The sequence below is a fragment of the Pedobacter sp. BG31 genome, assembly GCF_042464845.1.
Taxonomy (GTDB): Bacteria; Bacteroidota; Bacteroidia; order Sphingobacteriales; family Sphingobacteriaceae; genus Pedobacter; species Pedobacter suwonensis.
The window spans coordinates 69,167-94,232 of sequence record NZ_JBHNZK010000001.1 but is presented as its reverse complement, the minus strand read 5'-3'; the positions used below and the strand labels follow the sequence as shown (position 1 = coordinate 94,232).

At 37.9% G+C, this 25,066-nt stretch carries 19 protein-coding genes; 12 read left to right on the top strand and 7 right to left on the bottom strand.

Annotation, left to right across the window (positions count from 1 at the left end):
- Positions 1-17: 17 nt before the first annotated feature.
- The 5 genes from ACFE6N_RS00425 to ACFE6N_RS00405 all read right to left on the bottom strand — a co-directional run bounded on the left by ACFE6N_RS00425 (position 18) and on the right by ACFE6N_RS00405 (position 8,143).
- Positions 18-941 (bottom strand): hypothetical protein, encoded by a 924-nt coding sequence (locus tag ACFE6N_RS00425; RefSeq protein WP_378932648.1) that lies wholly within the window; start codon positions 939-941, stop codon positions 18-20.
- A 10-nt stretch (positions 942-951) separates the two neighbouring features.
- Positions 952-2,532, bottom strand: a complete 1,581-nt coding sequence (locus ACFE6N_RS00420; RefSeq protein WP_378932645.1) for a RagB/SusD family nutrient uptake outer membrane protein — start codon at positions 2,530-2,532, stop codon at positions 952-954.
- A 12-nt stretch (positions 2,533-2,544) separates the two neighbouring features.
- On the bottom strand, positions 2,545-6,219 hold the full coding sequence (locus ACFE6N_RS00415; protein WP_378932643.1) for a SusC/RagA family TonB-linked outer membrane protein: 3,675 nt from the start codon (positions 6,217-6,219) through the stop codon (positions 2,545-2,547).
- 107 nt (positions 6,220-6,326) lie between these two features.
- Positions 6,327-7,478, bottom strand: coding sequence for a FecR family protein (locus tag ACFE6N_RS00410; protein ID WP_378932640.1), 1,152 nt, complete (start codon positions 7,476-7,478; stop codon positions 6,327-6,329).
- A gap of 74 nt (positions 7,479-7,552) precedes the next feature.
- Entirely contained in the window at positions 7,553-8,143 is a 591-nt protein-coding gene (locus ACFE6N_RS00405) for an RNA polymerase sigma factor (RefSeq protein ID WP_090984511.1), read from the bottom strand.
- A 743-nt stretch (positions 8,144-8,886) separates the two neighbouring features.
- Between ACFE6N_RS00405 and ACFE6N_RS00400 the strand changes: the two genes are divergently transcribed.
- The 8 genes from ACFE6N_RS00400 (at position 8,887) to ACFE6N_RS00365 (ending at position 21,694) form a co-directional block, all read left to right on the top strand.
- Positions 8,887-10,815 (top strand): histidine kinase, encoded by a 1,929-nt coding sequence (locus ACFE6N_RS00400; RefSeq protein ID WP_378932637.1) that lies wholly within the window; start codon positions 8,887-8,889, stop codon positions 10,813-10,815.
- Positions 10,816-10,827: 12 nt separating this feature from the next.
- Complete coding sequence (locus ACFE6N_RS00395) at positions 10,828-11,574, top strand: LytR/AlgR family response regulator transcription factor (protein WP_378932634.1); 747 nt, start codon at positions 10,828-10,830, stop codon at positions 11,572-11,574.
- 192 nt (positions 11,575-11,766) lie between these two features.
- Positions 11,767-15,495, top strand: coding sequence for a tetratricopeptide repeat protein (locus tag ACFE6N_RS00390; protein ID WP_378932631.1), 3,729 nt, complete (start codon positions 11,767-11,769; stop codon positions 15,493-15,495).
- Positions 15,496-16,206: 711 nt separating this feature from the next.
- Positions 16,207-17,037 (top strand): hypothetical protein, encoded by an 831-nt coding sequence (locus ACFE6N_RS00385; RefSeq protein WP_293742831.1) that lies wholly within the window; start codon positions 16,207-16,209, stop codon positions 17,035-17,037.
- A gap of 3 nt (positions 17,038-17,040) precedes the next feature.
- Complete coding sequence (locus ACFE6N_RS00380) at positions 17,041-18,273, top strand: hypothetical protein (RefSeq protein ID WP_378932628.1); 1,233 nt, start codon at positions 17,041-17,043, stop codon at positions 18,271-18,273.
- A 2-nt stretch (positions 18,274-18,275) separates the two neighbouring features.
- Positions 18,276-19,193, top strand: a complete 918-nt coding sequence (locus ACFE6N_RS00375) for a glycosyltransferase family 2 protein (RefSeq protein WP_378932625.1) — start codon at positions 18,276-18,278, stop codon at positions 19,191-19,193.
- A 3-nt stretch (positions 19,194-19,196) separates the two neighbouring features.
- A complete protein-coding gene (locus ACFE6N_RS00370; RefSeq protein WP_378932623.1) occupies positions 19,197-20,360 on the top strand; it encodes a hypothetical protein in 1,164 nt (387 codons plus the stop codon).
- A gap of 233 nt (positions 20,361-20,593) precedes the next feature.
- On the top strand, positions 20,594-21,694 hold the full coding sequence (locus tag ACFE6N_RS00365) for a S41 family peptidase (RefSeq protein ID WP_378932621.1): 1,101 nt from the start codon (positions 20,594-20,596) through the stop codon (positions 21,692-21,694).
- 15 nt (positions 21,695-21,709) lie between these two features.
- Here the strand turns inward: ACFE6N_RS00365 and ACFE6N_RS00360 are convergent, their stop codons facing one another.
- Positions 21,710-22,789 carry a sensor histidine kinase gene (locus ACFE6N_RS00360; RefSeq protein WP_378932618.1) on the bottom strand — a complete coding sequence of 360 codons (1,080 nt, stop codon included), beginning with the start codon at positions 22,787-22,789 and terminating at the stop codon, positions 21,710-21,712.
- Between the two features lie 97 nt (positions 22,790-22,886).
- Between ACFE6N_RS00360 and ACFE6N_RS00355 the strand changes: the two genes are divergently transcribed.
- Positions 22,887-23,015 (top strand): hypothetical protein, encoded by a 129-nt coding sequence (locus ACFE6N_RS00355; protein ID WP_378932616.1) that lies wholly within the window; start codon positions 22,887-22,889, stop codon positions 23,013-23,015.
- A gap of 23 nt (positions 23,016-23,038) precedes the next feature.
- Here the strand turns inward: ACFE6N_RS00355 and ACFE6N_RS00350 are convergent, their stop codons facing one another.
- Positions 23,039-23,785: a LytR/AlgR family response regulator transcription factor gene (locus ACFE6N_RS00350; protein ID WP_378932614.1), complete on the bottom strand. Its 747-nt coding sequence runs from the start codon at positions 23,783-23,785 to the stop codon at positions 23,039-23,041.
- Positions 23,786-24,322: 537 nt separating this feature from the next.
- On the opposite strand from ACFE6N_RS00350, the gene ACFE6N_RS00345 reads away from it, so the two are divergent.
- From ACFE6N_RS00345 to ACFE6N_RS00335, 3 genes are read left to right on the top strand one after another with little or no spacing between them, the layout of a single operon-like run.
- A complete protein-coding gene (locus tag ACFE6N_RS00345; protein ID WP_293306603.1) occupies positions 24,323-24,556 on the top strand; it encodes a class I lanthipeptide in 234 nt (77 codons plus the stop codon).
- 27 nt (positions 24,557-24,583) lie between these two features.
- Positions 24,584-24,805 (top strand): class I lanthipeptide, encoded by a 222-nt coding sequence (locus ACFE6N_RS00340; RefSeq protein WP_378932612.1) that lies wholly within the window; start codon positions 24,584-24,586, stop codon positions 24,803-24,805.
- A gap of 46 nt (positions 24,806-24,851) precedes the next feature.
- On the top strand, positions 24,852-25,058 hold the full coding sequence (locus ACFE6N_RS00335; RefSeq protein ID WP_378932610.1) for a class I lanthipeptide: 207 nt from the start codon (positions 24,852-24,854) through the stop codon (positions 25,056-25,058).
- Positions 25,059-25,066: the final 8 nt, after the last annotated feature.

Sequence of the window (25,066 nt, the reverse complement as noted above, 5' to 3'; positions counted from 1 at the left end):
GGTGTTTGTGTATTGTATTAATTATTTATTCCCATATCATTTAAAATTTGGCGGATGTAGCCATATTTCAAAAGAATATTAGGGTATGCAGCATATTTTTGTTTAAACTGTGCATCTGTATTTACCAGGGCAGCTTCTAAGTACATGCTTACATCCAACCAGGTTGATATCGGTGCCGATGAAGTAATTCTGGTATCTGGCCCAAGAAAACCGATTGCCTGATAGGTGTAAGGCGTGCCAGCCGGTAAACCCACAATATAACTGGCACTTAGGTAGAAAGCGTTTAATCCATAAGCATCGCGTCCGCTTACAAATTTTCTGGAAACAGCATAAAACTTATCCAGGATACTGGCATACTTTGCATCTAATACGGTATTGGTAAGCATCGACCGTAATATGGCGCCTTTGTAATCAGCCTTGGTTGTTTCACTCATGGTTGGGATTTTCGAAATCTGTGCAATAACCACAGTATTAAATCCTTTATAAGAATAGGTTCCGAAAGCGTTCGTATTCATGTTCTCCACTAAAAGAATACTTGGAATATGGATCTTATTCTTAACTACCGGCATAATCTCGGTCCTTAGAAATGTAAGTGCATTTGGCACATCTGCCTTATTGCAATAGGTAAAGGATTGCACTGCGGGAGGTGGACCACTCGGTATACCACCAAGCGAATAACTCAAAGATAAAACCTCATAGTAGGTATAGGCTTTGCCAAAAACATCCACGCGCTTTTGCGAACCAATAGTATCGTTAACGAATACGGGAATGCCCGTTTCCTGATAAAACTGATAATTGGCATGTATGGTCGGATCATTGGGGTTATCTTCCATGGCTAACCAGTTTTTATCATAATCCGGAAATTCGGTAAAAGGTTCTTTTCTGCAGGAAACCAGCGTAAGCGTGAAGCACGCTGCTGCAACAAATAAAATATTTTTCATTTTGATCAGTTTAAGGTTGAACATTACGAACACTGCGAATGGGGTTAGTTAGCGATCCCCTGTTAAATTCTATAGCATAATTAGGGATGGGTACCTGCCAGCTTGCTGCATCCTGAGCTATGGAATTTAAAACATAATTTCCTGCGCGGGTATAAGTATTGGTTTGTGCATCATAGGTATAAGTTGGATGCTTGATGGTAAAACCTGAACCAAGTGGATATTTCGAATTTACCTGGTATCGCCTCAAATCAAACCAGCGATGACCTTCGAAGCAAAATTCACGTCTACGTTCATCGCGAATGAAATTAACCAATGCCTGGTTAGATGTGGGTTGCTGGCTACCTCCGTTATTAAAGCGCATCGCCTGCAGTTTTTGGATTTCACTCCATGCTTCACCATCAGCACCAAGCATGGCTTGCGCTTCTGCGCGGTTGAGCAACATTTCAGGTAAACGGAAAGAAAAAATACACGATACTTGCTCCGGGTCATTGTAGGTTCGCCAGGTACGCCATTTAGCCGGAAGAAATGCTTTGCTTTTCGATGATAGCGTAAAACAGGCATTTAAGCGGAGATCATTATTGTTATAACTCTGTATTAAGTTATCAGAGGCCTTAAAGCTAGATGCAAGACGGTTTACAGGCGCATAAGATGCTAACGAATCATTAGGAAAAACCACAGGAATTGAATTTGTTCCCATAGTAAATATGGTTTCTGTAGAACTGCGGTAAGTAAAGTTACTGTTGGCTACATAACGCTTTAAATCAACAATACTGTAACCCATGTTTTCATAACCGTTAGTGACCTGCAATACCTTATCGTATTGTTCCGTAAATAGATATACGCGGCTTTGTAAACACTTAACCGCAGCAATACCTACTCTGATTTTAGTTGTAGGATTGTAGCCTTGAAGGAAATTTGCAGCCTGATCAAGATCTGCAACAATCTGGTTATACACGGTCTCATTATTTGTCCTTTGGAAATAGTTATCTTCTACTTTCTCTGAGATTTTTAATGGCACACCTTCATCGGTAGCAGCGCTTGCCTTACGATAAGGAGATCCGTAAATATTTTGAAGTAAAAAGTAATAATATGCACGTAGAAAATAAGCTTCGCCTTGTAAATGCCGGAGGTCAACATCGGCCGGATTTTTTGTAGCAATTTCTGAAGCCTGATAAATTAACGCGTTAATCGCACCAATACGTTTGTAAACCTTCTTCCACATCACATCATTCCAGGCCAGGCCAAGGATGTTAACTGCCGGATACTGTGCCCAGTTGTGAAACCCAGAAAGGATGTTAAGCGGCGTAGACTGATCTCTGTCAGCAGCGCCAAGTACGAATGCTTCAGTGTCATCATCCATCAAATGGAGCCATGGGGCAGAAAAGTCGGTCTCAGAGGCAATATTTCCCATGGTTGCCGGATTGTATAACGAAATACTGTACACATTATTCATGAAAGCTTCAGCAATCATTACCTTATTCACGTCACTGGTAGTTTCCAGGTATTTTTGATCTGTAGAATATTCTTCCAAAAACTTGCTGCAAGAGCTAAGAAGCAAAAGGCAAGCTAAAAGGGTTAAAAGATATTTCATAGCTTATTTTATTTAAAATGAAACATTTAGACTTAGCGAATAGGTTGGTCTGACCGTTAAATTGATGTTTGGCGTAGAACCCGATTGAGTAGGGTCTTGTCCCTTTAGCATTTTGTTGCTAATGGTAAATAAATTGGTCCCGGTGAGACTAACATATGCTGAACTCAGTTTCAATTTACGCGTTAAAGATTCGGAGAGATTATAGCGGAAAGATGCCGATTGTAATTTTAGATAATCTCCGCTCACTAATCTGATATCGGAGTTATCATACATATCATAAGCACTGCCGCCTAATTCAAGACTGCTTACCGGATAGTTTGACCACCAAGGATTGATACCATTAGTAGCTACCTGAAGACCTGGGATATTAGTATAGTTTTCATCTCCTGGTCTGCGCCAGCGATCTACAAATTCTTTACGCAGATTTTGCTGTGGATATGCACTTGTGCTGGCGTAACCTGAAGCAATTTTCATTAATCTGATTTTATTACCTAAAGAATAGGAAAGGTTAAATGATAATCCAAAATTCCTGTACCCAAAGTAATTGGATAAGCCACCCTGAATAAATGGTTCACGACGGCCTGATTCACTCATAATCTCCAGATAAACATCCTGCCTATCCATATTTAAATAGCGTTTCTGGTAGGCTGCCGAATTATCATTCTCTAAACCATAAAAAATTGGGGAGCCATCAACCGGGCTTAGGCCTTTAAATTTGTAAGAATAAAAGGTATTGATCGGTTTACCAGCGAGCTGGACATTACCACTTAAGTAATTGGAGTAGTTGATATTGTCGATAAGTACATTATTTCTGTTATTGATGGCCTGGTTAATCAGTTTATTCAACACCTGACCCAATTGTGGATCAAAGCGCCAAACAAAACCCCGTTTAGACTTATCCATACCCACATTATTAATGGCTGTAACACTTAAAGCCACTTCCACACCTTTATTCTCTATAGTTCCGCTATTGATGATGTAAGATTGAACACCATTAATTTCAGACACGATTTTACTCAGGAATGCGTCTTCAGTTCTCTTATAAAAATAACCGACTGATCCGGTTACTTTATTGCCAAACAAAGAAAAATCCACAGCGATATTGGATGATGAAGTACGCTCCCATCTTAAATCTGGATTTGGAAAGTTTACAATATTTGCGGATGTAGAGTTGTAATAAGGATCAGTAGAAAGATTCTGTCTGATAATCATATAGGGCGACTGCCCGGGAAGCATATTTCCTTGCCATCCCCATGAAGCCTTTAAAGCCAGGTCACTGATCCATGAAGTATTTCTGGCAACATCATCTTTCATATTCCACCTGCCAGAAAAAGCGTAGATAGGTAGCAAATTATTATTTGAACGCGTTCCAAATAGGTTGGATTGTTCACCGCGAATGTGAAAATTGAAAATATATTTATTACGGTAAGAATAACCCGTGGTACCATACCAGGCAAATTCATTGGTCAACTGGCGATTGAATGCCCCTAAAGCGCGCTTATCAGACATCCATTGGTTGTAGTAGCCTGAATAAGTGGTCGGCACAACATCAAAATAACCACCCATCTCCGGGAAATATCCTCTTCTGGTAATATCAAAGCCGTTATATTCATTTGATTTTATTTCTGTACCGCCTGAAATGGTAAGGGAATGTCTATTTTCTGCACCAAATGTAGTGGCATAGTTCGCCTGTAAACGGCCGGTATAATTATTATTACGAACTTCTTTCTTTGTCCATTCACCTCCTACAGGTGCTAAATCAGACCTAAAGCTATAGTCTTGCCTAAGTTTGGCAATGTAATAGGAGTCTTTTGTATAGTAAATTTGCTGATCGTTATTACTGATCCCATATGCAAAAGTACCTTCAACATTAAATTTTGGTGTAATTTTTAATCTTAATAATGCCTTTAAGTTACTTGCAAGCAAATCAGTATGGTCAGCGCTGTATTCTCTATCCTTTAGGATATTGTAATTGAAAAGCTGGGTGGCTGGGGTGATAACCGGATAATAAAAATAACTGCCATCCGGATTGTAAGCAGGCAACGTTCTGCTGGTATTATAGGCATAGTTCATAATACCTAAATCAGAAGGTGTATAATTCCTGGATGAATAGTTGCCCGTAAAGCTTACTTGAGCCAGAAAATTATCATAATCAGCGGTAACGTTTACTACTGATGAATAACGCTTATTATATTCTCCTTTAATGGTTCCATTTTCATTTAGATAACCCAAAGAAGAATAAAACTTAATACGGTTAGAACCTCCGGATAAGGTTACAGTATGACTTTGAGAGTAGGAATCCTGAGTAATCAAGCCTAGCCAGTCTGTATTTACACTGGCATAATAGTCACTTTGGCGTTTAAACTCATCGTAACCGATGGTTCCTTTGTAATATTGCTGAAGGGCATTCTCATAACCTGAAAACTGGGTTACATTGTTGTATTGCATTCTTCGCTCTACCATTTCCTTCGATACATCCATTCGTTCCTCAGAATTCATCATGTTCATGTTTCTGTCTGAATAGCGTGGGCGCCTGTTAAAGGTAACATTGGTTGAATACGAAATAGTTGGTTTACCAGGTTTGCCTTTTTTTGTAGTAATTACAATTACACCATTACCTGCTTTTGCACCATATAAAGCGGTAGCAGAAGCATCTTTAAGTACATCGATCTGATCAATATCTTCGGGATTTAATCCTGCAATGGCATTACCCAATAAGTTTACAAAGTCAAGGTCATTGATGGATTGTGGATTAACATTCACGGGATCCTGAAGTACAATCCCATCTAACACCCATAAGGGTTCACGGTTACCTAAAATGGTAGATGTTCCACGGATTCTAAGTTTAGGTGCAGCACCAACCTGTCCAGAATTTTGCATCGAAATTAAACCCGGTATTCTACCCTCCAATAATTTATCAATGGTATTCACACCAGGTGTAAGAAGATCTTCAGCTTTGACAGTATAGACTGAACTGGTTAACTGGCGGCTATCGATTTCCTCATAACCTGTCCTTACCAGAATGTCTTTCAGATCGGATGCAGAGATTTTAAGCGAAACGACACGTGCCCTTTGCGCAGGAATTTCCAAATGATAATAGCCCAGGTGATTAATTTCAAGCACGCCCGTTGCATATTGGGCAGGAATGGTAAAATGACCGCTTTTATCTGTTTGAGTAGAGAACTTTGTTCCCTTAACCCTCACAGTAACACCATCCATCGGCTTACCGTCTTCGTTGGTTACATTTCCATTTACCGGGCTGTTCAAACCATTATTATTAGCTCCATTAGCCACGTTTGCTTTCTTTTCCGTAATAATGATGATCCGGTCTTTGATTTCATAATCAAGATCCTGACCCGCAAATAACTTTTTTAATGCGCTGTTTAGGGGCTCTTTAACAAGTTTTAGTGTAACTGGTTTTGCTTTTTTAAGGATAAGGTCGTTATAGGTAAAATCATACTTGGTTTGCTTTCTTATTTCTGTTGTTGCCCTGACAATCGATGCATTTTTAAGATCAAAGGTTACGGTTTGTGCATGCGATTTATTTGAAAATGAAAGTGCCAATACAAAAAGTAAAAGGATGATCCACCGAATAGAGAACTGAGAATCGGTATTAGTGGCTCCGCCATTGATTTGATGACCGGGCATACGCCCGCTATACTCCTTAGAAAAAAGGAAATCATTCATATTGTGATTAGTTTGTTGGTTAGTTAGTGGTTGTTGATTGGTTTATAGGTAGAAGGCGACGGTTGGGATTAGTTTTGTCCTTACCACGTTTTTGCCTTACTAGTAAATTATTTAGTCAATTTCATCCTCCTTCCTTCGATACTGAATTTTAAATTGGTAATTTTTTCAATCGCCGACAGTACCGCTGATAATGGTCTGTCGCGTTGAATGGAGGCATGAATTTGAATATCTTCAGGTATACCGCTGTAATCTATATCCAGGTTGTACCAGCGCTCGATCTGGCGAAGTACCTCGGTAATTGGAGTAGCTTTAAATATAAATTCCCCGTCTTTCCAGGCTGTATAAAAACTAGCATCAACAGGAGTAATCCGGAAAGCATTTTGGTTCAATACCGCTTGTTCTCCAGGATTCAAATAAGCTGGTTCTGAAATATCAGGGCTGTTGAGTTGTACCCGGCCATGGACAAGCGTGGTAACCGTTACCCCTTCATTTTGATAGGCATTAACATTAAAGGCTGTTCCCAAAACTTTTATTTCCTGCGACTGGGTTTTTACGATGAAAGGTTTTTGAGCATTATGGGCAACCTCGAAGTAAGCCTCACCCATCACCATCACTCTTCTTTCTTTTCCTGTAAATGCGCTGGGATAAGATATCGATGAAGCCGCGTTCAGCCATACTTTGGTACCATCTGCTAAAGTAATTCTGTATTGCCCTCCTTTCGGAGTAGATAAAGTAAAATTCTGAATCTGATCTTCTTTTTCAAGCAATGCTCCATCTTTGTAGCGGATCGTATTTTTATCAGCAACAATTTCCTGCTTACTGCCATCTAACTGATAGATTTTCCCATTTGCAGCCTGTAAGGTTGCCCGGTGCGTACCTGGAAGTATGTCATGTGCAATATCTTTTCGAAGAGTATCTTTAAGATAAATGGATCTGTAAATAAAAAATGTAGAGCATAAAAAAATCAAGATGGCTGCAGCTGCGGCTATATATTGTAAAGAAGAGAACAATTTCCGCTCCTTTGGCTGGACTTTTTCTATTTCCTGAGCGATTGCATTCCAGGCTAAATCTCCAATAGCTTTAGATTTTGGATGAACAGCGTGAGATGCTGAATCAAAGTATCCGTTAACTACAGCATCAAACTGTAATTCATCTTCATTATTTTGAAGATGTTCGTTAAGCTCTGCCAATTCATTCTCTGTGATGACATTGTTTAAGTACTGATCAAATAAAAACTTAACTCTGTTTGGTTTGCTCATGGTAAACTAGGGAAAAAAGCATCCCTTTTAAATAGAATACACATGACAAAGAAAAAATAGCACCTCTTGGTTAATTATTTTTTTAATATGGTGGGTAGCAGGAGGATAAATAGCTCAAATGACCTTGATTTCAGTACTGCTTTTAACTGTTTGTTGGCTTTTTGGATATGATGATTAATAGCAGAAAGGCTGATATTCAACTTTTCACTGATTTCCTGATAACTGAGCCCTTCCAGTTTATGTAAGGTGTAAACTTCCCGCTGCCTTTCGGTGAGCTGATCCATAGCCTGATCTAGAATAGCCTTGGCTTGCTCTGCATCTTCATCTTCTTCCATAGGATGATAAACTCCTTCCTTGCCCACCTCATCGCGCATGAGCTGATCGTAAACATTTTTCCGGATTACATTTTTAGAAAGGTTTGTAGCAATCTTATACAGGAATGCACCAAAACTCAGTTCCGTATCGATCATTTCGCGGTTGATCCAGATTTTTAGAAATACATCCTGTAAGATATCCTGGGCTAACTCTTCAGATTTTAACAGATAAATCAATTTACTGGCAAGTTTGCCCGAATACACCTCATACAATTGTTTAAAGGCGATCTTATCTCCACGCTTTAATTCAATTAATAATGCCTTTTCGTCAATAATGGGTATAGACTTCACTTAACCATTCTCGTTTAGTTATACTAATTTATGTAAAAACTGGTTTGTAACAACATTTTTTTGAATATAGTGCTTATTTAGCCTATAAAATTGATGAGAAACAGTTAGATTTTCGATCGGTTTTGCATTTATTGAGTCTTCCTTGATAACCATATTTAAAAACTTAGTAAAAGCACGATGTGTTACTAAAATTCTAGTTCATAAGTCAGGGAAATCGCTTTTAACTTTTTTCTGTTAGTTCTGGCTCTTTCTGCACATGTCGAAGCGTTATGTTTGCCACGGAAGCACAAAAACACGGAAAATTTTAATCTCCTCCGTGATTTCTGTGGCTAATTAATTTTTGCAAGTCTTTTAAAAGCAATATCCCTGTTTCATAAGCATGTAATAGGCGAATTTGTAAGAACATATTATGCAGCATCTTGGCCATATTATAAAATTTTGCGCGTTAATTCTGGTTATTCGGATGGTTAAAAATATCTGAAAGAGAGGGGACTTCATTCTTCTAAAATAATTTAATCGTAAAAGCTTGAATAGAAAGAGGATTAACCTATATGCGGTAAATTTTCATTCCATATCATCATAGTATGATCTTCCAGCTTTTACCCTTTATCGAATAAGTAGCGTTTATCAACGGATATAACCTCAAAGTTCCCGAATATCGATATAGGTTTCTCCGCTAAGCGTGCGATTGATATATTTAGGCTTTAATTCTAGGAGAAATAATTAAATATCAATTAAGCAACATGAATCTTTTTTTTCAGTTCCGCTTTATTCCTGTTTTTATGCTTTTCATGCTCTGGCTGGTTTCGTGCAAGCAAAAGCCTGCGGCAACTGGAACTGGTCAATCGGTATCTGTTCAAGCGCAATCTACAGCTGATATGATCTCATTTGTCATTTCTTTAGATACCCTTGCGGGATCTAACAAGCTAAAGCTGGCCATCAATCGACAGGATAGTATACTGTCTTTAACAACTGAAAAGGGAAAAAATCCCTTCTACCATTATTTTAGGGCAAGAAAATTTTCGCTTGCAAAGAAAAAGGATAGCGCGCTGGCAGCTTATCAGCAAATGAAGGGGTACCACAAAAATGATGATATTGAACTGTTAAAGGAAAATGCAATTATTTTGAATACCATAGCCAGCGGATCAATTGTAGAAGCCCGGCTCATGAACCGCATATTATCTGGTTTAAAAACCGTTGAAATGCAGAAGAGCCGTTTAACCTACCGTTATTATGATTTAATTGCACAGGCCTATTATCAGAACGATAACGAACAAAAATCATTGGAATACGCGGCCAGGTATTATGTGGCCCACCCTTATAAAAATCACTCCGTTATTAAACAACGGTATTTTGATATATCATTTTTGCTGGCTTCAAGGCTTGGTGATTTAAACAAAATGTTGTACTACAACAACCAGGCGCGTATACTGGCTGTTGATATCAAAGATAGCCTTGCACTGGCGCGCACCTATGATAATGAGGCACAGATTTACAGTAAACAGATGAAGCCGGCTAAGGCGCTGGAGTCAAGTCGCATATACTTTCATTTTTTGAAAAAGACAAATAACCTCAATGATATTGCATACAATAATCTTGCTACTTCCTTTATACGAAATGCCCAGCCAGATTCTGCTATTTTTTATTACCGCGCCGGGATGGAAATGGAAAGAAAAGATCCTTCCCGCAAGCGTAAAACCTCTCCCTACATGGGCCTGATCGATGCTTATAAGTTAAAAGGCGATTATAAATCGGCACTGGCAGCTGCCGAGTCCCTTTATAAAACTGAAATCAGGAACAATAAAGCCATAGAGGCCGCAAAAATAGCCGAATTGCATGAAAAATATGAGGTAGAAAAAAAAGACCGGAGTATAAACGAGCTCAACAGCCGTAATCAACTAAACGAAAAACTGATTAATCAACAACGCTGGTTAATGTTTATGGTATTGGTTATTTCAATGGCCGCCGTGTCGCTGTTCGTCATCGTTTATCGCCAGCTTCGGTTAAAGGATAAGAACAAGCTTCTTGCGGCCGATAACCAGCGTTTGGTTATGGAACAGAAGTTACTGCAGGTACAGCTTAATCCACACTTTATATTTAATGCCATTTCCAATCTGCAAGGCCTGATTTCATCTGGAAATACATCTGAATCTGTAAGGTATTTAAAATCTTTTTCAGGTTTACTAAGAGCAATCCTTGAACAAAACAGGAAGGATTTTATTGTCATTGAGGAGGAAATATCTTCGCTAAATAATTATCTTTTACTACAGCAGATGCGGTATGCCGATACTTTTACCTATCTGATCTCGGTTTCGAAAGAGATTGATGCACAGGCCACACTTATTCCTCCTATGCTTATCCAGCCTTTTGTCGAGAATTCGATTGAACATGGATTTAGGAACATCCCTTATAAAGGGCTGCTTAAAATTTCTTTTTATCAGCAAAACAATCAGCTTGAAATAACGATAGATGACAATGGCTGTGGCTTAAATAATGATAAGGCAACTGGAAATCAGCAAAAACAATCTTTGGCGCAAACTATTCTGAACGAGCGGTTTGAGGCATTGTTTTGCCGTTTTAGTCAAAATGCCAGTTTTACGCTTACCGACAAAAAAGATAAGGGTGAGCGTGGTGTGCTGGTCAAAATCAATATTCCGATTATTAACGATTAATTTACATCTAACATGAAACTTTACATACTGGAAGACGAACCGCGTATACTGCAGCATATTCTACAGATTGTAACCCGGATTGATTATGTACAGGTGGTAGGTACTGCTGCCGAAATCGCTATTGCAGCCTTAGAAATACCGTCTTTAAAGCCCGAAATTATTCTTGCTGATATCAGGCTAAAGGATGGAGATAGTTTTCAGCTTTTTGAGCAGATTGGAACAGCCGATTTCCAGGTCATTTTTTTAACCGCTTATGATCAATATGCGATACAGGCACTTAATCTTGGCGCTTTTGGTTACCTGCTTAAGCCAGTTGATGATGAATCGCTAACTTCTGCCATCAATAAATGCTTTCACCACCATAAACAGGATTTATTTGACGAGCAACAACTAAGCATCGCTAAAGAGTACTATCTGTCTCAGGGCTTATCGGCCAATAAGCGCATTGCGCTTAAAACACTTGAATACATTGAGGTAGTTGCTATAGAAAATATTATGTTCTGCAAGGGCGATAAAGGATATACTACTTTTGTGATCAAAGGATCAAACGAAATACTGGTATCAAAAGGATTAAAAGATTATGAGGGACTGCTATCTCCCTTCGGTTTTCTAAGATGTCATCAGTCCTACCTCGTTAACTTTGCTCATGTTAAAAAATATTTCAGAGAGGGTTATCTTCAAATGGAGAACGGCGAGAAAATCCAGGTTTCCAGTAGAAAAAAAGAAGAGGTATTAAGGTACCTGGAGAATATTGCTTAGGCTCTCCCGGGCAGAAATGATAAAATTTACAGGCAAAACGCAAAGCACATGTTACCAGCTTGGTTAAGTTAAACTCTTTTCTATAAGAAAGTTTCAATATCAGGGCTGGTAGCTGATATGAATAATGTGTTTTTATACTTATTTAGTCCATAATTGCTTTTGATTCAGATTTGTTTTTTCTATAATTACAAAATGAAATTCAAACTATTAATACTCTCTTTTCTTGTTTCTTCGTCTATCCAGGCTCAAACAAATTTAAATCCGGGTTGGGAATATTTTTTCAAAAACAACCGTACAGCAGCACGTGATTTTTTTACCAAAGCATCATTAAAACCTGCATCTTCAGACGAAGCAGATGTTGCACTTTCTATGATGACGGAAATGGATCGTTCAGATAAAGAGGGTTTTAACTATTTAAATAAATTAGCCAATACCTCTAAAAACCCACAGCCATACCTGGTTGCGCTCTGGAGCGATTTGCCCAATAGGGCTTCAAAAATAAAGACTGCTGATCAGCTGGAATTTTATAAAAAACTTGCGGCAAGAAAAGACGTTGACGGAACCTTAAATGCATTAGCTTATTCTTCGTTAGGGGCTCATTACGAAGAGAAAAAACAATATGCCGAGGCAGATCAGTATTTTAGTAAGATCGGCGAAATCGAAAATTGGTTAATTACAGGTGAATATGAAAATATTTCTACCAGTGGCTTTGATAAACAGTATGATGATATTTTGGCCCATCCTGAACTCGATTATGTTTTTTTTGGTAAGAAGAACCGAAAATTTAGCTGGAGAACGGTGCCGTATGTAAGGCATGATAAATGGTTCGATTTTACCTATTACAATACTTACGAAAATGCATTGCAGTTTGCTCAAACCTTTGTTAATGCACCTGCAAATACGGTAGCACAGTTAAGGATCGGCGTGTCTGGTTCGGTAAAGGTTTGGGTAAACGACCAGTTGGTCATCAGCGAATCCGAAGAAAGAAACAACGACCTTGATGCGTATATCGTACCGGTTAAATTAAATCAGGGCTACAACCGCATTTTGGTACAAATAGGCGAAAGCTACGCAGGCAGATCGAACTTTATGCTTCGGTTAACAGACGCTAACGGAACACCACTGAATAACCTTTCTGCTACGAATACGCCACAAACCTATTTAAAAGAAACAAGCCCTGCCGCAGCTCAGCTCAAGCCTGTTGGATTTAAATATTTTGAAGATGGTTTGAAAGCAAAACCTCAAAATTATTTAAATCAGTTAATGATGGCTAAACTTTACCTGCGTTTAGGGAATGTGTTTGATGCGAGATTGATTTTGGAAAAGCTTAAAAAGCGTTTTCCTGAAAGCACCTATCTTAACCTGATGATGATAGAACTGTTTGAAAAAGCAGACAATAGAACTGGGATAGAAACCCTGAAGGAAGAAATCAAAACACACGACCCCGAATGTTCGCTTGCGCTTGAACTGATGTATACAGAGCATTTTCAACAAAATGATTATGTGCGGGCAAAAGAAATTATTGCCAAACTCGAAAAAATCTATGGCGAGGATGAGGCAGTTTTAATTAAAAAACTAAATATACTTGGGCAAGAGAAAAAACAACCGGAAATTATAGCCCTGGTTGAAAAAATTTATCCTCAGCATTTAAGTTCTGCAGATATCGTAAATTTAAAATACCTGATTGAAGTGCAGATTAGAAAGAACCCAAAGGCTATTGATATTCTTCAAAAATATATTAACGAAAATAACGATTATAAAGCGGCTAAATATGTAGCTAAACTATATCTGGATAAAGGTGAAACTGATGCGGGAATTGATATTTACAAAAAAGAACTGAAAGATGATCCGATCGGTTTTGCGGTATATACCGACCTTGCTGGTATTTATTATAAATTGCAACAATATGATGAGGCAGAGAAATTATATTTGAAAGTACTCGAAATCGATCCCAACAATGCGTTTGTATATTCTCAGTTAGGTTTGCTTTATAATGCAAATAAACAGAAAGAGAAAAGTATTAAGGCTTACGAGAAGAGTTTGCAGATCGATCCGAACAATTATACTGTCATACAGTTGTTAAGAACACTTCAGGATAAAAAAGCAGTTTTCGATTATTTCGAAAAACCCGACGTGAAGGTAATGGTTAGCCAGGCGCCATCTAAAACCGAATACCCTGACGGGCAGGTTGTGGTTTTAAATAATGAAGTGCAGAAAGTTGTTTATGAAAACGGAGGATCAGAAGAGAAACACTTTTTTACGGCGAAAATACTCACCCAAAAAGGGCTTGAAAGCTTTAAAGAATACGCAATTCCTTACAATAACGATCAGAATTATGCTATCGAAATTGCTGAGGTAATAAAAGCCAACGGAACCAAAGTTCCGGCTGAAACCGATAACAATGAATTGGTATTTACAAACCTCGAAGTTGGCGATGTAATCAATATCCGCTATAAGATCGAAAATTTCAATGTAGGAGCCATGTCCAGCCACTTCTGGGACGCTTTCTATTTTAGTGATGGACTGGATCATCTTAAAATTAAATATTCGCTGCTAATCCATCGCGACAAAGCATTTAAATATGTGTTTTCGCAACATGATATTACTCCTGTTAAAACAGCAAAAGATGAATTTGATCTGTATGTGTGGGAGAAGAATAAACAGGAAGCATTAAGGTATGAGGATAAAATGCCTCCAATGGATGATGTAACCAATATGCTGTATTTATCATCCATTCCGGATTGGAAATTTATTGCAGATTGGTACGATAATATTGCTTCGGCCAAAGCAAGGAGCAGTTATGAAATTAAAACTGTAGTGAACGATTTGTTTGCGGGCAAGAGTAATTTAGATGATTTAAGCAAAATCAAAATGATTTATAATTACATCATTACCAACATCGCATACAGCTCCGTATCGTTCAGGCAAAGTGGTATTATTCCTCAAAATCCGTCAACAGTTATCAATACCAGAATTGGCGATTGTAAAGATGTATCTACACTTTTTGTAAGCATGTGTAAAGAGGCAGGTATTTCGGCTACACTGGCTTTGGCAAATACCAGAGACCGGGGACAGCATACGCTATTATTGCCAAGTATCGAATTTAATCACTGCATTGCCAAAGCTGCTGTAGGTGGAAAAGATTACTGGGTAGAGCTTACTTCCGGAACTTTGCCTTTTAACACCTTCAGTAATACTTTTCTCGGATCTAATATCCTTGAAATTAACAAAACGAGCACAGCACTGACCCAATTTAATCCTGGTATAAGAGGAAGAAATGTTATGGGTTACAAAACCGAGGTGAAGTTAGAAAATGCCGATATGATGGTTAAGGAAATGAATTGGAATACCGGATCAATGTCTAGTTACATGAGAAGTGTTTTTAACGATTTGAGCAATACCGATCAAATTAAAAAGATGAAGGAAGATTTAACGGGTACTTATCCTGAAAATGAAGTTTATAGCTTAAATTTTACCAATCTCAACGCCGCAAAATCAACGTCTGATACCGTAGGAACAGCCTGTTCTTATAAATTGGTGAATGTGAGCAAAAGTGTGGCCGGCATGTCCATATTCTCTATTCCATGGTCGAACAAATCTTATGCTACCGCGCTACAGGTGGTTTCACCTAGAAAGTTTGGTATAGATCTTACCCAATTATTCGGAATTGACGAGTCTAACCAGGAATTATCTTTAGAGCTTCCTAATGGAAAGGCAATGGTTCAGCCTTTTAAAGCAGTAAAGTTGAGCAATGATTTTATTGATTTTAAGCTTGAGAGCGAGCAACAGGGAAATAAACTGTTATTAAAGCGAAGTTTTGTGTTAAAGAAAGATTATGTTCCTTTAGATAAAATCGATCAGTTTAAGGCCTTCTATAAAGAAATGGCCGAAGCAGATGATCAACAATTGGCGATGAAATAGCGTTGAAGCCCATATCGTAATAGATTTTCCTTTCAGGTATGTTTATGGTTTGACATCTATAATGTAATCTAAATTTTAACGATATGGGCTCTTTACAGGAGTGTTTTCGAATATCGAATGAAGCATCGCTTTTTTCGCAGCACCTGCCTTCCAAGTTCCTTCAAAGCAATATTAAAACATATTGCCATTATCCTCATCATTAAGATTGAGGTACAAAAATCTACAATATACCCGTCGCCGTGTAATCAGCCTCTATACTTATCAAAGTGTAAAATCCTTTTTGCTTTGATTAATTGTAAACTGAAAATAACTTCCTAAAGCGTGTTAAACAGTAACATGATGTAAATCATTAAATATATGTATATTTAATAATACTATACTGAATATTAAGTAGTTTTATTTGTGTATTTTAAAAATATATAAAATATGTATTTTTTATTTTAATAAAAAGTATGTATATATGTATAAAGAAATCCATCTTATCACCCTCAAACCGCTCGTCAAAATGAAAATTACTTTTCCATCAGTTATTCCAATTATGATATCCTAATGGTATATCTCTAAATATCAGACAATAATTTGTTAAAAAATAACTGCCGTTCCCCGCGTATAAGGTGCTAAAATGTCTGATTAGACTTGTATTTTAATACAAATTGAGAATATTTTAATTCGTATTTCTTTATTGTTTAATAAACCTTTAACCAAATAATCATGAGAAATTTATTGTCAATTATCATTCCTGTGCTTGAAGGGATGGAAGAATCTCCATTAAAGCACCAACTTTTAACCTATTTTCCGCAACAGGCTGAACATTTCAAAACAATTGAAGACAGTTTTGTGAAACTAACGGCAGTTCTGCATGACAGGGACCATCTGAAACCCTTTTTTCATAGCTGGAGCCAAACCAACAACAGTGCAGTTACTGTTGCGGGATTGAGTAACCGCATGACCATGCTGATCCATAAAAATATACCTGTGGCAGATGAAGCTCAGCTTTTCAGATCGGTAGCCAGCCTAAACAGAATTGTTGATGAAGACCTGGCAGTTGTTGGCAAAGTGTTGCACTCTGATTTGTTTTATACGATGGCGACAAATACCTGTGGCGACGATGGATGGTTATTAAGGCAATATCTCGATCCTAGTGCACGTGCTTTTAAATATTGGAAAGACCAAAACTCGTTGCGCAACAAAGATTTAATGATCGGCTTGTTAACTACGCTGGTGCATGAAATTTATACACATGGTGAGGTGGAGTTTATTTTGCCAAAGTTTACGAGTTGGCTGGAAGATGATTTTGGTTTTGATAAGGATACATTGAAACATACATTGGCCTGGATAACTGTACACTGCGGGCCAACAGAAAAAAACCATTTCTTTTATGCTGTTAATGCCATCAACTATTACGTTAAGGCGATGGGTATAAATTTGGCTGATTATGATTTACGCGAGATTGTTGCTGATTATTTAAGTAAAAAGGCAGCCGTAATGGAAACCATTAGCGCCAGTTTGGATCCTGTACTTTCTGAAGAAGAAATTGTATAAATGATGACGGCTGAGCTTGTAGAAAATCACATGATCTGTAGCAGGGAAATGCTGAACGAATTATTGGTAAAACACCTGGGCGAAATACCCTGCAATGGTGCTGATTCATTTTCGCCAGTGCCTGTTGCTGTAAGCCGTAGGGAAATTTCACGGATGGAAAAACTATGCCAGGTGCTAAATAAGGCACTGACCAATGTTGTAAACGCTTATTTCGACGATGAAAGGATACGTGCCATTTACAATTTTGATGCTTGTTTGAATAATATTTTGAGCATTGCAAGCGTACAACCTTACGAAGTGGGCATGTACCGTCCTGATTTTTTACAGGCAGAGGATGGCAGTACCAAAATCTGCGAAATAGGGGCCAGGTACCCGATTAATGGTTGGATGCTGAGTTATTACCTGAATGTGATTGCTGAGGATAGCAGTTTGCCCTTATTGGAGGCTGTTCCTCATCAGCGCGATTTTATCCGTACCGTTTTTAAACGCTTCAATAATCATGAGCCTATTGTGCTGGTGCACGAGAAAGAAAAAGGAACCGAAGTGTTTTACCTGTTGAATGAGTTTAGCAAACAGGGCTTAAATTATATTTCTGCAAATCCAGCCCAGTTAACATGCGAAAACGGCTTTATTATGCTGGATGGTAAACCCGTTGATCAGTTTATATTGGAAATGGACCGCGAAGAACTGCGTAAGTTTGATCCTGAAGTATTGAAACTGATCATCAGTAAAGGCAACTACTTCAACGATGTACGTACATTGATATTGGTTCATGATAAACGCATCCTTGCTGTGCTGTATAACGAAGAGATCATGAGCAATTATCTTTCTGAAGAAGAATATCTTTTCTTAAAGTCGTTTTTAATTCCCACATATACCTTACATACACCAGATAAAAGGAATGAAGTAAGTAACTCGTCCTTAAATTGGGTATTAAAACGGAATAGTGGCGGTCGTGGTATTGATATGTATGTAAAAAGTGATTGCGAAGCCGGTTTTTGGTTGGATACGATTGATACACAATGGACAGAATACATGGTACAGCAGTATGTACCCCAGCGTTTGTTTAAATATGGCAACGATACCGGAAAGAATCTGATCAATCTGGTAGGGATGTTATTGTGTTACAATGACCGGTCATTTGGTCATGGCCTGTTCCGTGGTTCAGCAGAAAGTGTGGTTAATGTCCATCAGGGTAGGGGAGTCATTTTTCCTGCAATGGTATCAACATCATAGGTATGACGCATGCTGTTATTATCCCGCTCTTCAATAAAGCAGCTTACATCAAGCAAACATTAAATTCGCTCATCCGGCAAAGTAAACAACCGGATGAGTTGATCATTGTTGACGATTTAAGTACAGATAACAGTCTTTCTGTCGTCTACGGTTTTTTGCGCAATCATATTTCGGCTTTTGGCAATTGCAGGATACAGGTTATTGAGCTCACTGAAAATAAGGGACCTGGCAATGCACGCAATATTGGTTTTGCTGCTGCCAGTTGCGAATTAATCAGTTTTTTGGACGCCGACGATGAATACCACCCAAATTTACTGGAAGTTGCTGCTCATGCATTTGAAAAGCATCAGCTGGATTTTATGGTGCTTAATATCGTTTTCATGCCGGGTAGGGAAATATATCCTGATCTGGAACCTTTAAAAAAGTACCTTGAACCGCTTGATACAGATTTATATCTGATTAGCCATCCTTTAAGGGCAGTTAGCAATCCGCATTTTATTATGGGGGTTGGCAGTAATGTAATTACACGAAGTAAATGGATTGCTGCTAACCGATATGAGGCCGATGCGCAGTTAAATGAAGGTATTGATTTTTGGTATCGAATACTTAAAGGCATATTGAACGAGGTGCCAGGGAAGATAGCCTTGCAAACCGGAGCTCATCTTTATGTTAATGAGGTGCCGGGAAGCCTTTCGCGGAAAACATACAGTCATTTCAAGCAGATCGAATTGCCACCGGTGATTGGAAGGTACATCAGGAGCAAGGATAAACATGACAGGCTGTTGATGGGCATGATCGGTGAGCGCTGGTATAAACATGCCTTACAAAATTTGCCCTCCAATCGCCAAAAAATAAGTTTTTTATGGCATTATCGCAGTTATTTGCCAAAATACATTGGCTATCTGCTTATCAAAAGATAAATAATGATCAATCCAACGCTCAATCAATACTACCGGGTTGTTAAACAATCAGATCTTTTCAGGTCTTATTATCTTAATTGTGAAGATTATTTAGATGCGCCGATAATAGGTAAGAAGGAATTGATTAAGCTATTAAATGACCATTTTGATCTGCATAGCCAGGAACAGGGGGTTTATCTGGTGCGCTCTGGTGGATCTACCCAAAAACCGCTGGTTTTTCCAGTCGATATTGCAGAAAATCTCGAACAGCGTGCAGCCCTTGCTTCCACATTACAGCAAGCTGAAGTGTTTACCCCAAAAACCATTGCGCTCAATATGTTTGGTTATATGGATATGTACCGTACCGCCGCAATTATGGACGATCTGCTGGAAAGGTGTAGTGCAACAACTTTAGTAGCCGGTGCAAACCTACCTTTTGAAGACACTTACCAGATGGCATTAAATTTTAAGCCCGATTTATTATTGGGTACACCTTCAAAATTATTTTGTTTTGCGCAATACCTTAAAAAACACCAGCTTCGTTTATCCGTTACCAATCTTTTGTTTGGTGGCGAGTTTTTACCGCCATCACATATCAAACTTTTTGAAGATACTTTCGGAACCCGGCAGGTCTATTCATTATATGGTTCTGCAGAAACGGGGATATGGGCCTGGTGCGATTATAGCCGATCGCCATTATTGTTTAACGTGATTGATGGCCTGATAGTGGAAGCAGACAATCCTGATGCAGACGGTTTTGGCTCACTATTGGTAAGCAATCTATTCCGTAAGCGTTTTCCAATCTTTAGGTATGATACCGGCGATATTGGCAAATGGGTGGAAGCTGATGGGAAACTTTATCTTGAATTAAAGGGTAGATCTTCAAATTCCTTTATGTTTAATGAGTGTAACTATGATCTGGACGATTTTAATCCCGTTTTTGCTGATGTTGAACGGTTTCAGATACAGATCATCCCTCATGAAGGACATACGTCAATAAGGTTTATGCTGATAACCGGTTTAGCCAATACCGACGAAGATGTGTATGTAGAACAAAAACTTCAACAGCTATATGAGGTGTTTGGTTACAAAGTAAAAAATTTAGAGGTTTTAGCTGGTAATGATTTAAATCTGTATACCAATGCTATTACCGGTAAAACACCGGTAGTTATTGATTATCGGATTTAGTATAAGGTGCCTTGATCACTGTTTTTTTTTATTTGTTTTTTTTAATCCCGCTAAGGGATTAATGGCCTGAAAAATAAAATAAAACTGAGGGTAAAAAGGTTAAAGACCTTGGAATAAAGCTGTTTTTTGTTAGGGTTACCGGTTATCAGATGACAAAGGTTTAGCTGCTGTTTTTTGAACTGAGATTAAGGATCGTTACATTTGAGAAGCTGCATACATGGTAAACCTTGCCTATGAAACCAATTATCTTATCTTTTTTAATCCTGTTTTCGATGTCACTAAAAGCCCAGAATTGTAATTGTTTAAACAACTTTGATCATGTGGTAAATAGCGTTAAATTAAATTATGCAGGATATGCAGACAAGGTAAAGGAGAATAATTACAGTGAATTTTCTTTATTTACATCTAAACTTCGTAGAAAAGCAGCCAAAGCCTCAGATGTTAAATCATGTTGTATTGTTCTCAGAACATGGACGGAGTGGTTTAAAGACCATCATTTGCGTGTTCAGTTAGACTGGCGTTTCCGTGAGAAATATCCTGATATCACCAAACAGGTAAATCAATACTTTAAAGGTGGAAAAAGGGTTCCATTACAGGCAAATTATCCTGATAATAAATCAGATCTAAAGTTACTGGATCCAGATGCTGTTTTGCTCAGGTTGCCCTCTTTTGAATGGAGCGAGAAAACGGTTATCGACAGCCTGATGAAGGCGAATATCAAACAGTTGGAGTCGGCAAAATATTGGGTTATCGATATAAGGGGTAACGTGGGGGGCACCGATTACTCCTTCAATTCAATACTGCCCTACATTTACACAAATCCAATAATTGGCAAACCTGATGAATATTTATCATCAAAAGGAAATATCGATATTTTGAAAGAGGGCTTAAAGTCTGAAGAACTAAATGCCGAAGCTAAATCCTTCATCAAAAAACTTATCCTTTTAATGGAAGAGAAACCTGGAAGTTTTGTTAATCCATCAGGTGTTGAATCTGTTGAAACCAAACTCGAAAAAAACTACGTTTATCCTAAAAAAGTGGGTATACTGATCGATAGAAATAGTGCCAGTTCGGCCGAAACATTTTTATTGATGGCCAAACAAAGTTCCAAAGTTTCGGTATATGGCGAAAATAGTGCCGGGATGCTTGATTATGGGAATACGCAATTTTTCAATATCCCCTGTAAAGATCTTAATCTGGTTATACCTATCAGCCGCTCAATGCGCCTACCTGAGCATCCTATAGATAATATAGGAATAAGTCCGGATAAGAAAATAGACCGTAATGACCCCGATCCGGTGGCATCAGTTCTTAAAGCCATCCGAAAAGACTAATTTTGTTTTACAATCTTATCCATCTATTAAAATAGAAGCCTTTACCGTAAATTTTCCATCCTTGTTATCAGATGAAATCAGATCTTTTTGTCCGTAAGTTGACTCCATCCGTTCGGAAAGATTTTTAAGACCGGTGCCTAAACTGAAACTACTGGTATGCTCCAACACTGCGTTGGTAGTTTCTATTTTAAGAAATCCACCGTCTATATAGATATGAAGCTTACCGGGATCTTCTGCATTGGTGAGGTTACCGTGCTTATACATGTTTTCTACAAGGGTAACCAACAGGAGCGGCAGTATCATGATATCTTTAATCTGCTGATCGTAGAGGATTGTTAAGTTGAAGTTTCCGCCATGCAGCATTTTAAATATATGTGAAAGCGTTTTGATCTGTTCGATTTCATCCTCAAGTTTGATTAGGTTTGTAGTAGGGGTAGAATCAGCAGCATACCTCATCACATCACATAATGAAATAAGCATATCGCCTGCTAATTCATCAACTTTACGTATCCTTCTGTGTACAAAACTCAATACGTTAAAGAAAAGATGTGGGTTTACCTGCGCCCTTAAATAGGCGTTCTGAATGGAAATAAGATTGGCTTCGGCTGTTCTGCGTGCGATTATATCTTCGAGACTTTTTATCTGCAGCAGATCCGATTTTTTGCGTTCATCTATAAACATCCTCAAAAATGCATAACCCGACGATACCATGATGAAGAAAAGTGAGCGGTAGGTTGCACCCAACACAAATTTGTAATCTATGCCGAAAAAATTTCCTTTCACCGGTTGATTGTAATCGGTGAAAAAGTTGTTCAGTAAAGCCAGTGCAATGGTATATAGGAATATTTCTATAATAATGAGCAAGGGGTATTTTAGATATTCTATGTTCCCTCCTTTAATCCGGATGCGTGAAATGAATATGGCATTTACATAAAATAATACGATGTTAAGGGAATAATGAACAACGTAATTGATTAAAGGACCAAAAACCCCGGCGAAAAGCCCGGTAACCACCGACTCGTAAATTATATAAACACTCCATGCGAGGACATGATATTTGTATTTCGCAAAAAAATCGATGACTTTGTCTTTCATCCCTAAAATCTCCTTATTAATACCAAATACAACCTTGTATATCCTAAACTATTTTAATGTTGAAAATAAGCGACTAGTTTCATAAAAAATAAGCTCTATGAAAACAACAAAACTTACCAAAAAAACTCTATTTGTTTATCGTAAAAACGAACAAACCAAACTTGCCGAAACCAACCCTACATTTACCACCATCACAGTAACCGTTACGGGATATCCCCCTTACTAGTATCTATCATAAGGCCCCATCAATTATTTTTTTTGTATGGGCCTTAATGATTTTTTATTTAGCAAATCCATCAATAGCGGACGATAATTTTCCCCGATGGTAAATCTGCTCCCATTACTCATTGTAAGGTTATTTGCATCTATCGTTTCGATATGCGGCACCGAGATTAAAAAACTCCGGTGAAGCTGAACAATATGGCTGTAATCAGCAAGTAATTGTTTAGCATCTTTTAAACTCAGATGGGTAACAACAGTTTTGTTCCCCAGGTATATCCTTACATAATTAAGCATGCTTTCAACGGCAACAATTTCTGCAATCCTGATTTTCACAAGTTTGAGGTTATCTTCTTTGTTTTTAACAAAAATGTAATCCTCCTGGGGATCGTTGTTACCCCTATCGGCCAAAATATCTGTTTTCCTTACGACCTTCTCTACCGTAGCAAGAAATTTAGTGAAATTAAAGGGTTTGAGTAAAAACCCATCTGCATCCGTTGCGAAAGCATCAATCGCATATCTTGCATGAGAGGTGGTAAATATCAGTGTTCTGGTAATTGGCCTGATTATTTTTGACAGATCGATACCACTTAATTCGGGCATATCCACATCCATAAAAACCATATCAATAGATTGATCAGATCTAAGAAAAGAGGGGACTTCGATAGGGTTGGAAAACGACTTTTTTAATTCCAGATACGGCACCCTTTTAATATATTCTGTAATCTCCTCAATTGCATCCGGATCATCATCTACAACTAAACAGTTAATCTTCATTCAATTGAAATTTACGTTATCTCGATATTTATGTTAAACTGGTTTCAAATCAACTATGCCGCTGAATAAAATCTTATCGATTTATCCATAATTAAATTATCAAAAAAGCAGGTACTAAAGGAGATTTGTTTTGTCTATCCTTATTTACAATAAGGTTTATCAATTATACTCATTTTATATCTTTTTTTTAAATATAGTTTCCTAAAATTTTCGATTGGAATTTAATATTACAATACAGCCTGTAGGAGCAATCTTATATGGCAGTGTACAGAGATATTTTTTAATAATGAAACGCTAAAACCTTTTCATCCCTGATTTTCCCCTTTATATCCTAAAACCATCCCTATTGGTAAAAAGCATGCCTTGAGCACCGGTGTAAGGCCTAATTTCAAATCAACAAATGACTGTACTCCCTTTTCGGTTTCATGTTTTGAGCGAGTTGCCTGAAGGATTGTACAGCCAGATGCCATTTTAAGATAACGAAAGATTAGCAACTTGAATACTGATCTTAATGGAAAACAATTTAAAACAAAAAAGATGAAAAAAATCAATCTAGGAAAAAAATTATCCTTAAACAAAGAAACTATTTCGAAACTCAACGAACGTCAGATGCAGTTTATCCACGGTGGCCAGGCCGCCGATTCGAATATTGCATGTACAGTTAGCTACAACTCATGTGCTGGTGGCTGTAACGGTTCAACCAAAGAAGCCACTTTAGAGGCAGCTGCATTTGGTTCGTGCTGCGAAGATTCGTGCAAAAAAACCAATTAACCTAAACAGATCATTAAAACTAAAAAAATGAAAAAGATAAATTTTTCTAAAAAGCTGTCCCTAAATAAAGAGACCATTGCAAAATTAAATGATAAACAAATGCAGTTTATCCAGGGCGGTCAGGCTGCCGATTCGAACATTGCCTGTACCGTAAGTTACAACTCATGTGCCGGCGGATGTAATGGTTCAACAGTAAAAACAGAATTAGAAGCAGAGGCTTTTGGCTCATGCTGTAAAGGTTCTTGTTAATTAAATAGATCAATTCAAGTTGCAAATCTTTTTAAACGAAACAATCATGAAAAAAATCTTCAACCAAAAGCTTAAACTTAATAAAGAGGTTATCATAAAACTCAACAGCGAATCACTGTCCACTATTATGGGCGGCCAAAACAACATCATCAGCTATTTCTCCTGCTTAGGCGGATGTAACGGATCCGAAGTTTATAATGTCGAGGAAGAAGCGGCATTTAAATCATGCTGCAAGGGCAGCTGTAATGGTTAAATTTTCTA

Coding starts and splice junctions, on each gene's coding strand:
- ACFE6N_RS00425 (WP_378932648.1), bottom strand. CDS start 941: ATGAAAAATATTTTATTTGTTGCAGCAGCGTGCTTCACGCTTACGCTG.
- ACFE6N_RS00420 (WP_378932645.1), bottom strand. CDS start 2,532: ATGAAATATCTTTTAACCCTTTTAGCTTGCCTTTTGCTTCTTAGCTCT.
- ACFE6N_RS00415 (WP_378932643.1), bottom strand. CDS start 6,219: ATGAATGATTTCCTTTTTTCTAAGGAGTATAGCGGGCGTATGCCCGGT.
- ACFE6N_RS00410 (WP_378932640.1), bottom strand. CDS start 7,478: ATGAGCAAACCAAACAGAGTTAAGTTTTTATTTGATCAGTACTTAAAC.
- ACFE6N_RS00400 (WP_378932637.1), top strand. CDS start 8,887: ATGAATCTTTTTTTTCAGTTCCGCTTTATTCCTGTTTTTATGCTTTTC.
- ACFE6N_RS00395 (WP_378932634.1), top strand. CDS start 10,828: ATGAAACTTTACATACTGGAAGACGAACCGCGTATACTGCAGCATATT.
- ACFE6N_RS00390 (WP_378932631.1), top strand. CDS start 11,767: ATGAAATTCAAACTATTAATACTCTCTTTTCTTGTTTCTTCGTCTATC.
- ACFE6N_RS00385 (WP_293742831.1), top strand. CDS start 16,207: ATGAGAAATTTATTGTCAATTATCATTCCTGTGCTTGAAGGGATGGAA.
- ACFE6N_RS00380 (WP_378932628.1), top strand. CDS start 17,041: ATGACGGCTGAGCTTGTAGAAAATCACATGATCTGTAGCAGGGAAATG.
- ACFE6N_RS00375 (WP_378932625.1), top strand. CDS start 18,276: ATGACGCATGCTGTTATTATCCCGCTCTTCAATAAAGCAGCTTACATC.
- ACFE6N_RS00370 (WP_378932623.1), top strand. CDS start 19,197: ATGATCAATCCAACGCTCAATCAATACTACCGGGTTGTTAAACAATCA.
- ACFE6N_RS00365 (WP_378932621.1), top strand. CDS start 20,594: ATGAAACCAATTATCTTATCTTTTTTAATCCTGTTTTCGATGTCACTA.
- ACFE6N_RS00360 (WP_378932618.1), bottom strand. CDS start 22,789: ATGAAAGACAAAGTCATCGATTTTTTTGCGAAATACAAATATCATGTC.
- ACFE6N_RS00355 (WP_378932616.1), top strand. CDS start 22,887: ATGAAAACAACAAAACTTACCAAAAAAACTCTATTTGTTTATCGTAAA.
- ACFE6N_RS00350 (WP_378932614.1), bottom strand. CDS start 23,785: ATGAAGATTAACTGTTTAGTTGTAGATGATGATCCGGATGCAATTGAG.
- ACFE6N_RS00345 (WP_293306603.1), top strand. CDS start 24,323: ATGAAAAAAATCAATCTAGGAAAAAAATTATCCTTAAACAAAGAAACT.
- ACFE6N_RS00340 (WP_378932612.1), top strand. CDS start 24,584: ATGAAAAAGATAAATTTTTCTAAAAAGCTGTCCCTAAATAAAGAGACC.
- ACFE6N_RS00335 (WP_378932610.1), top strand. CDS start 24,852: ATGAAAAAAATCTTCAACCAAAAGCTTAAACTTAATAAAGAGGTTATC.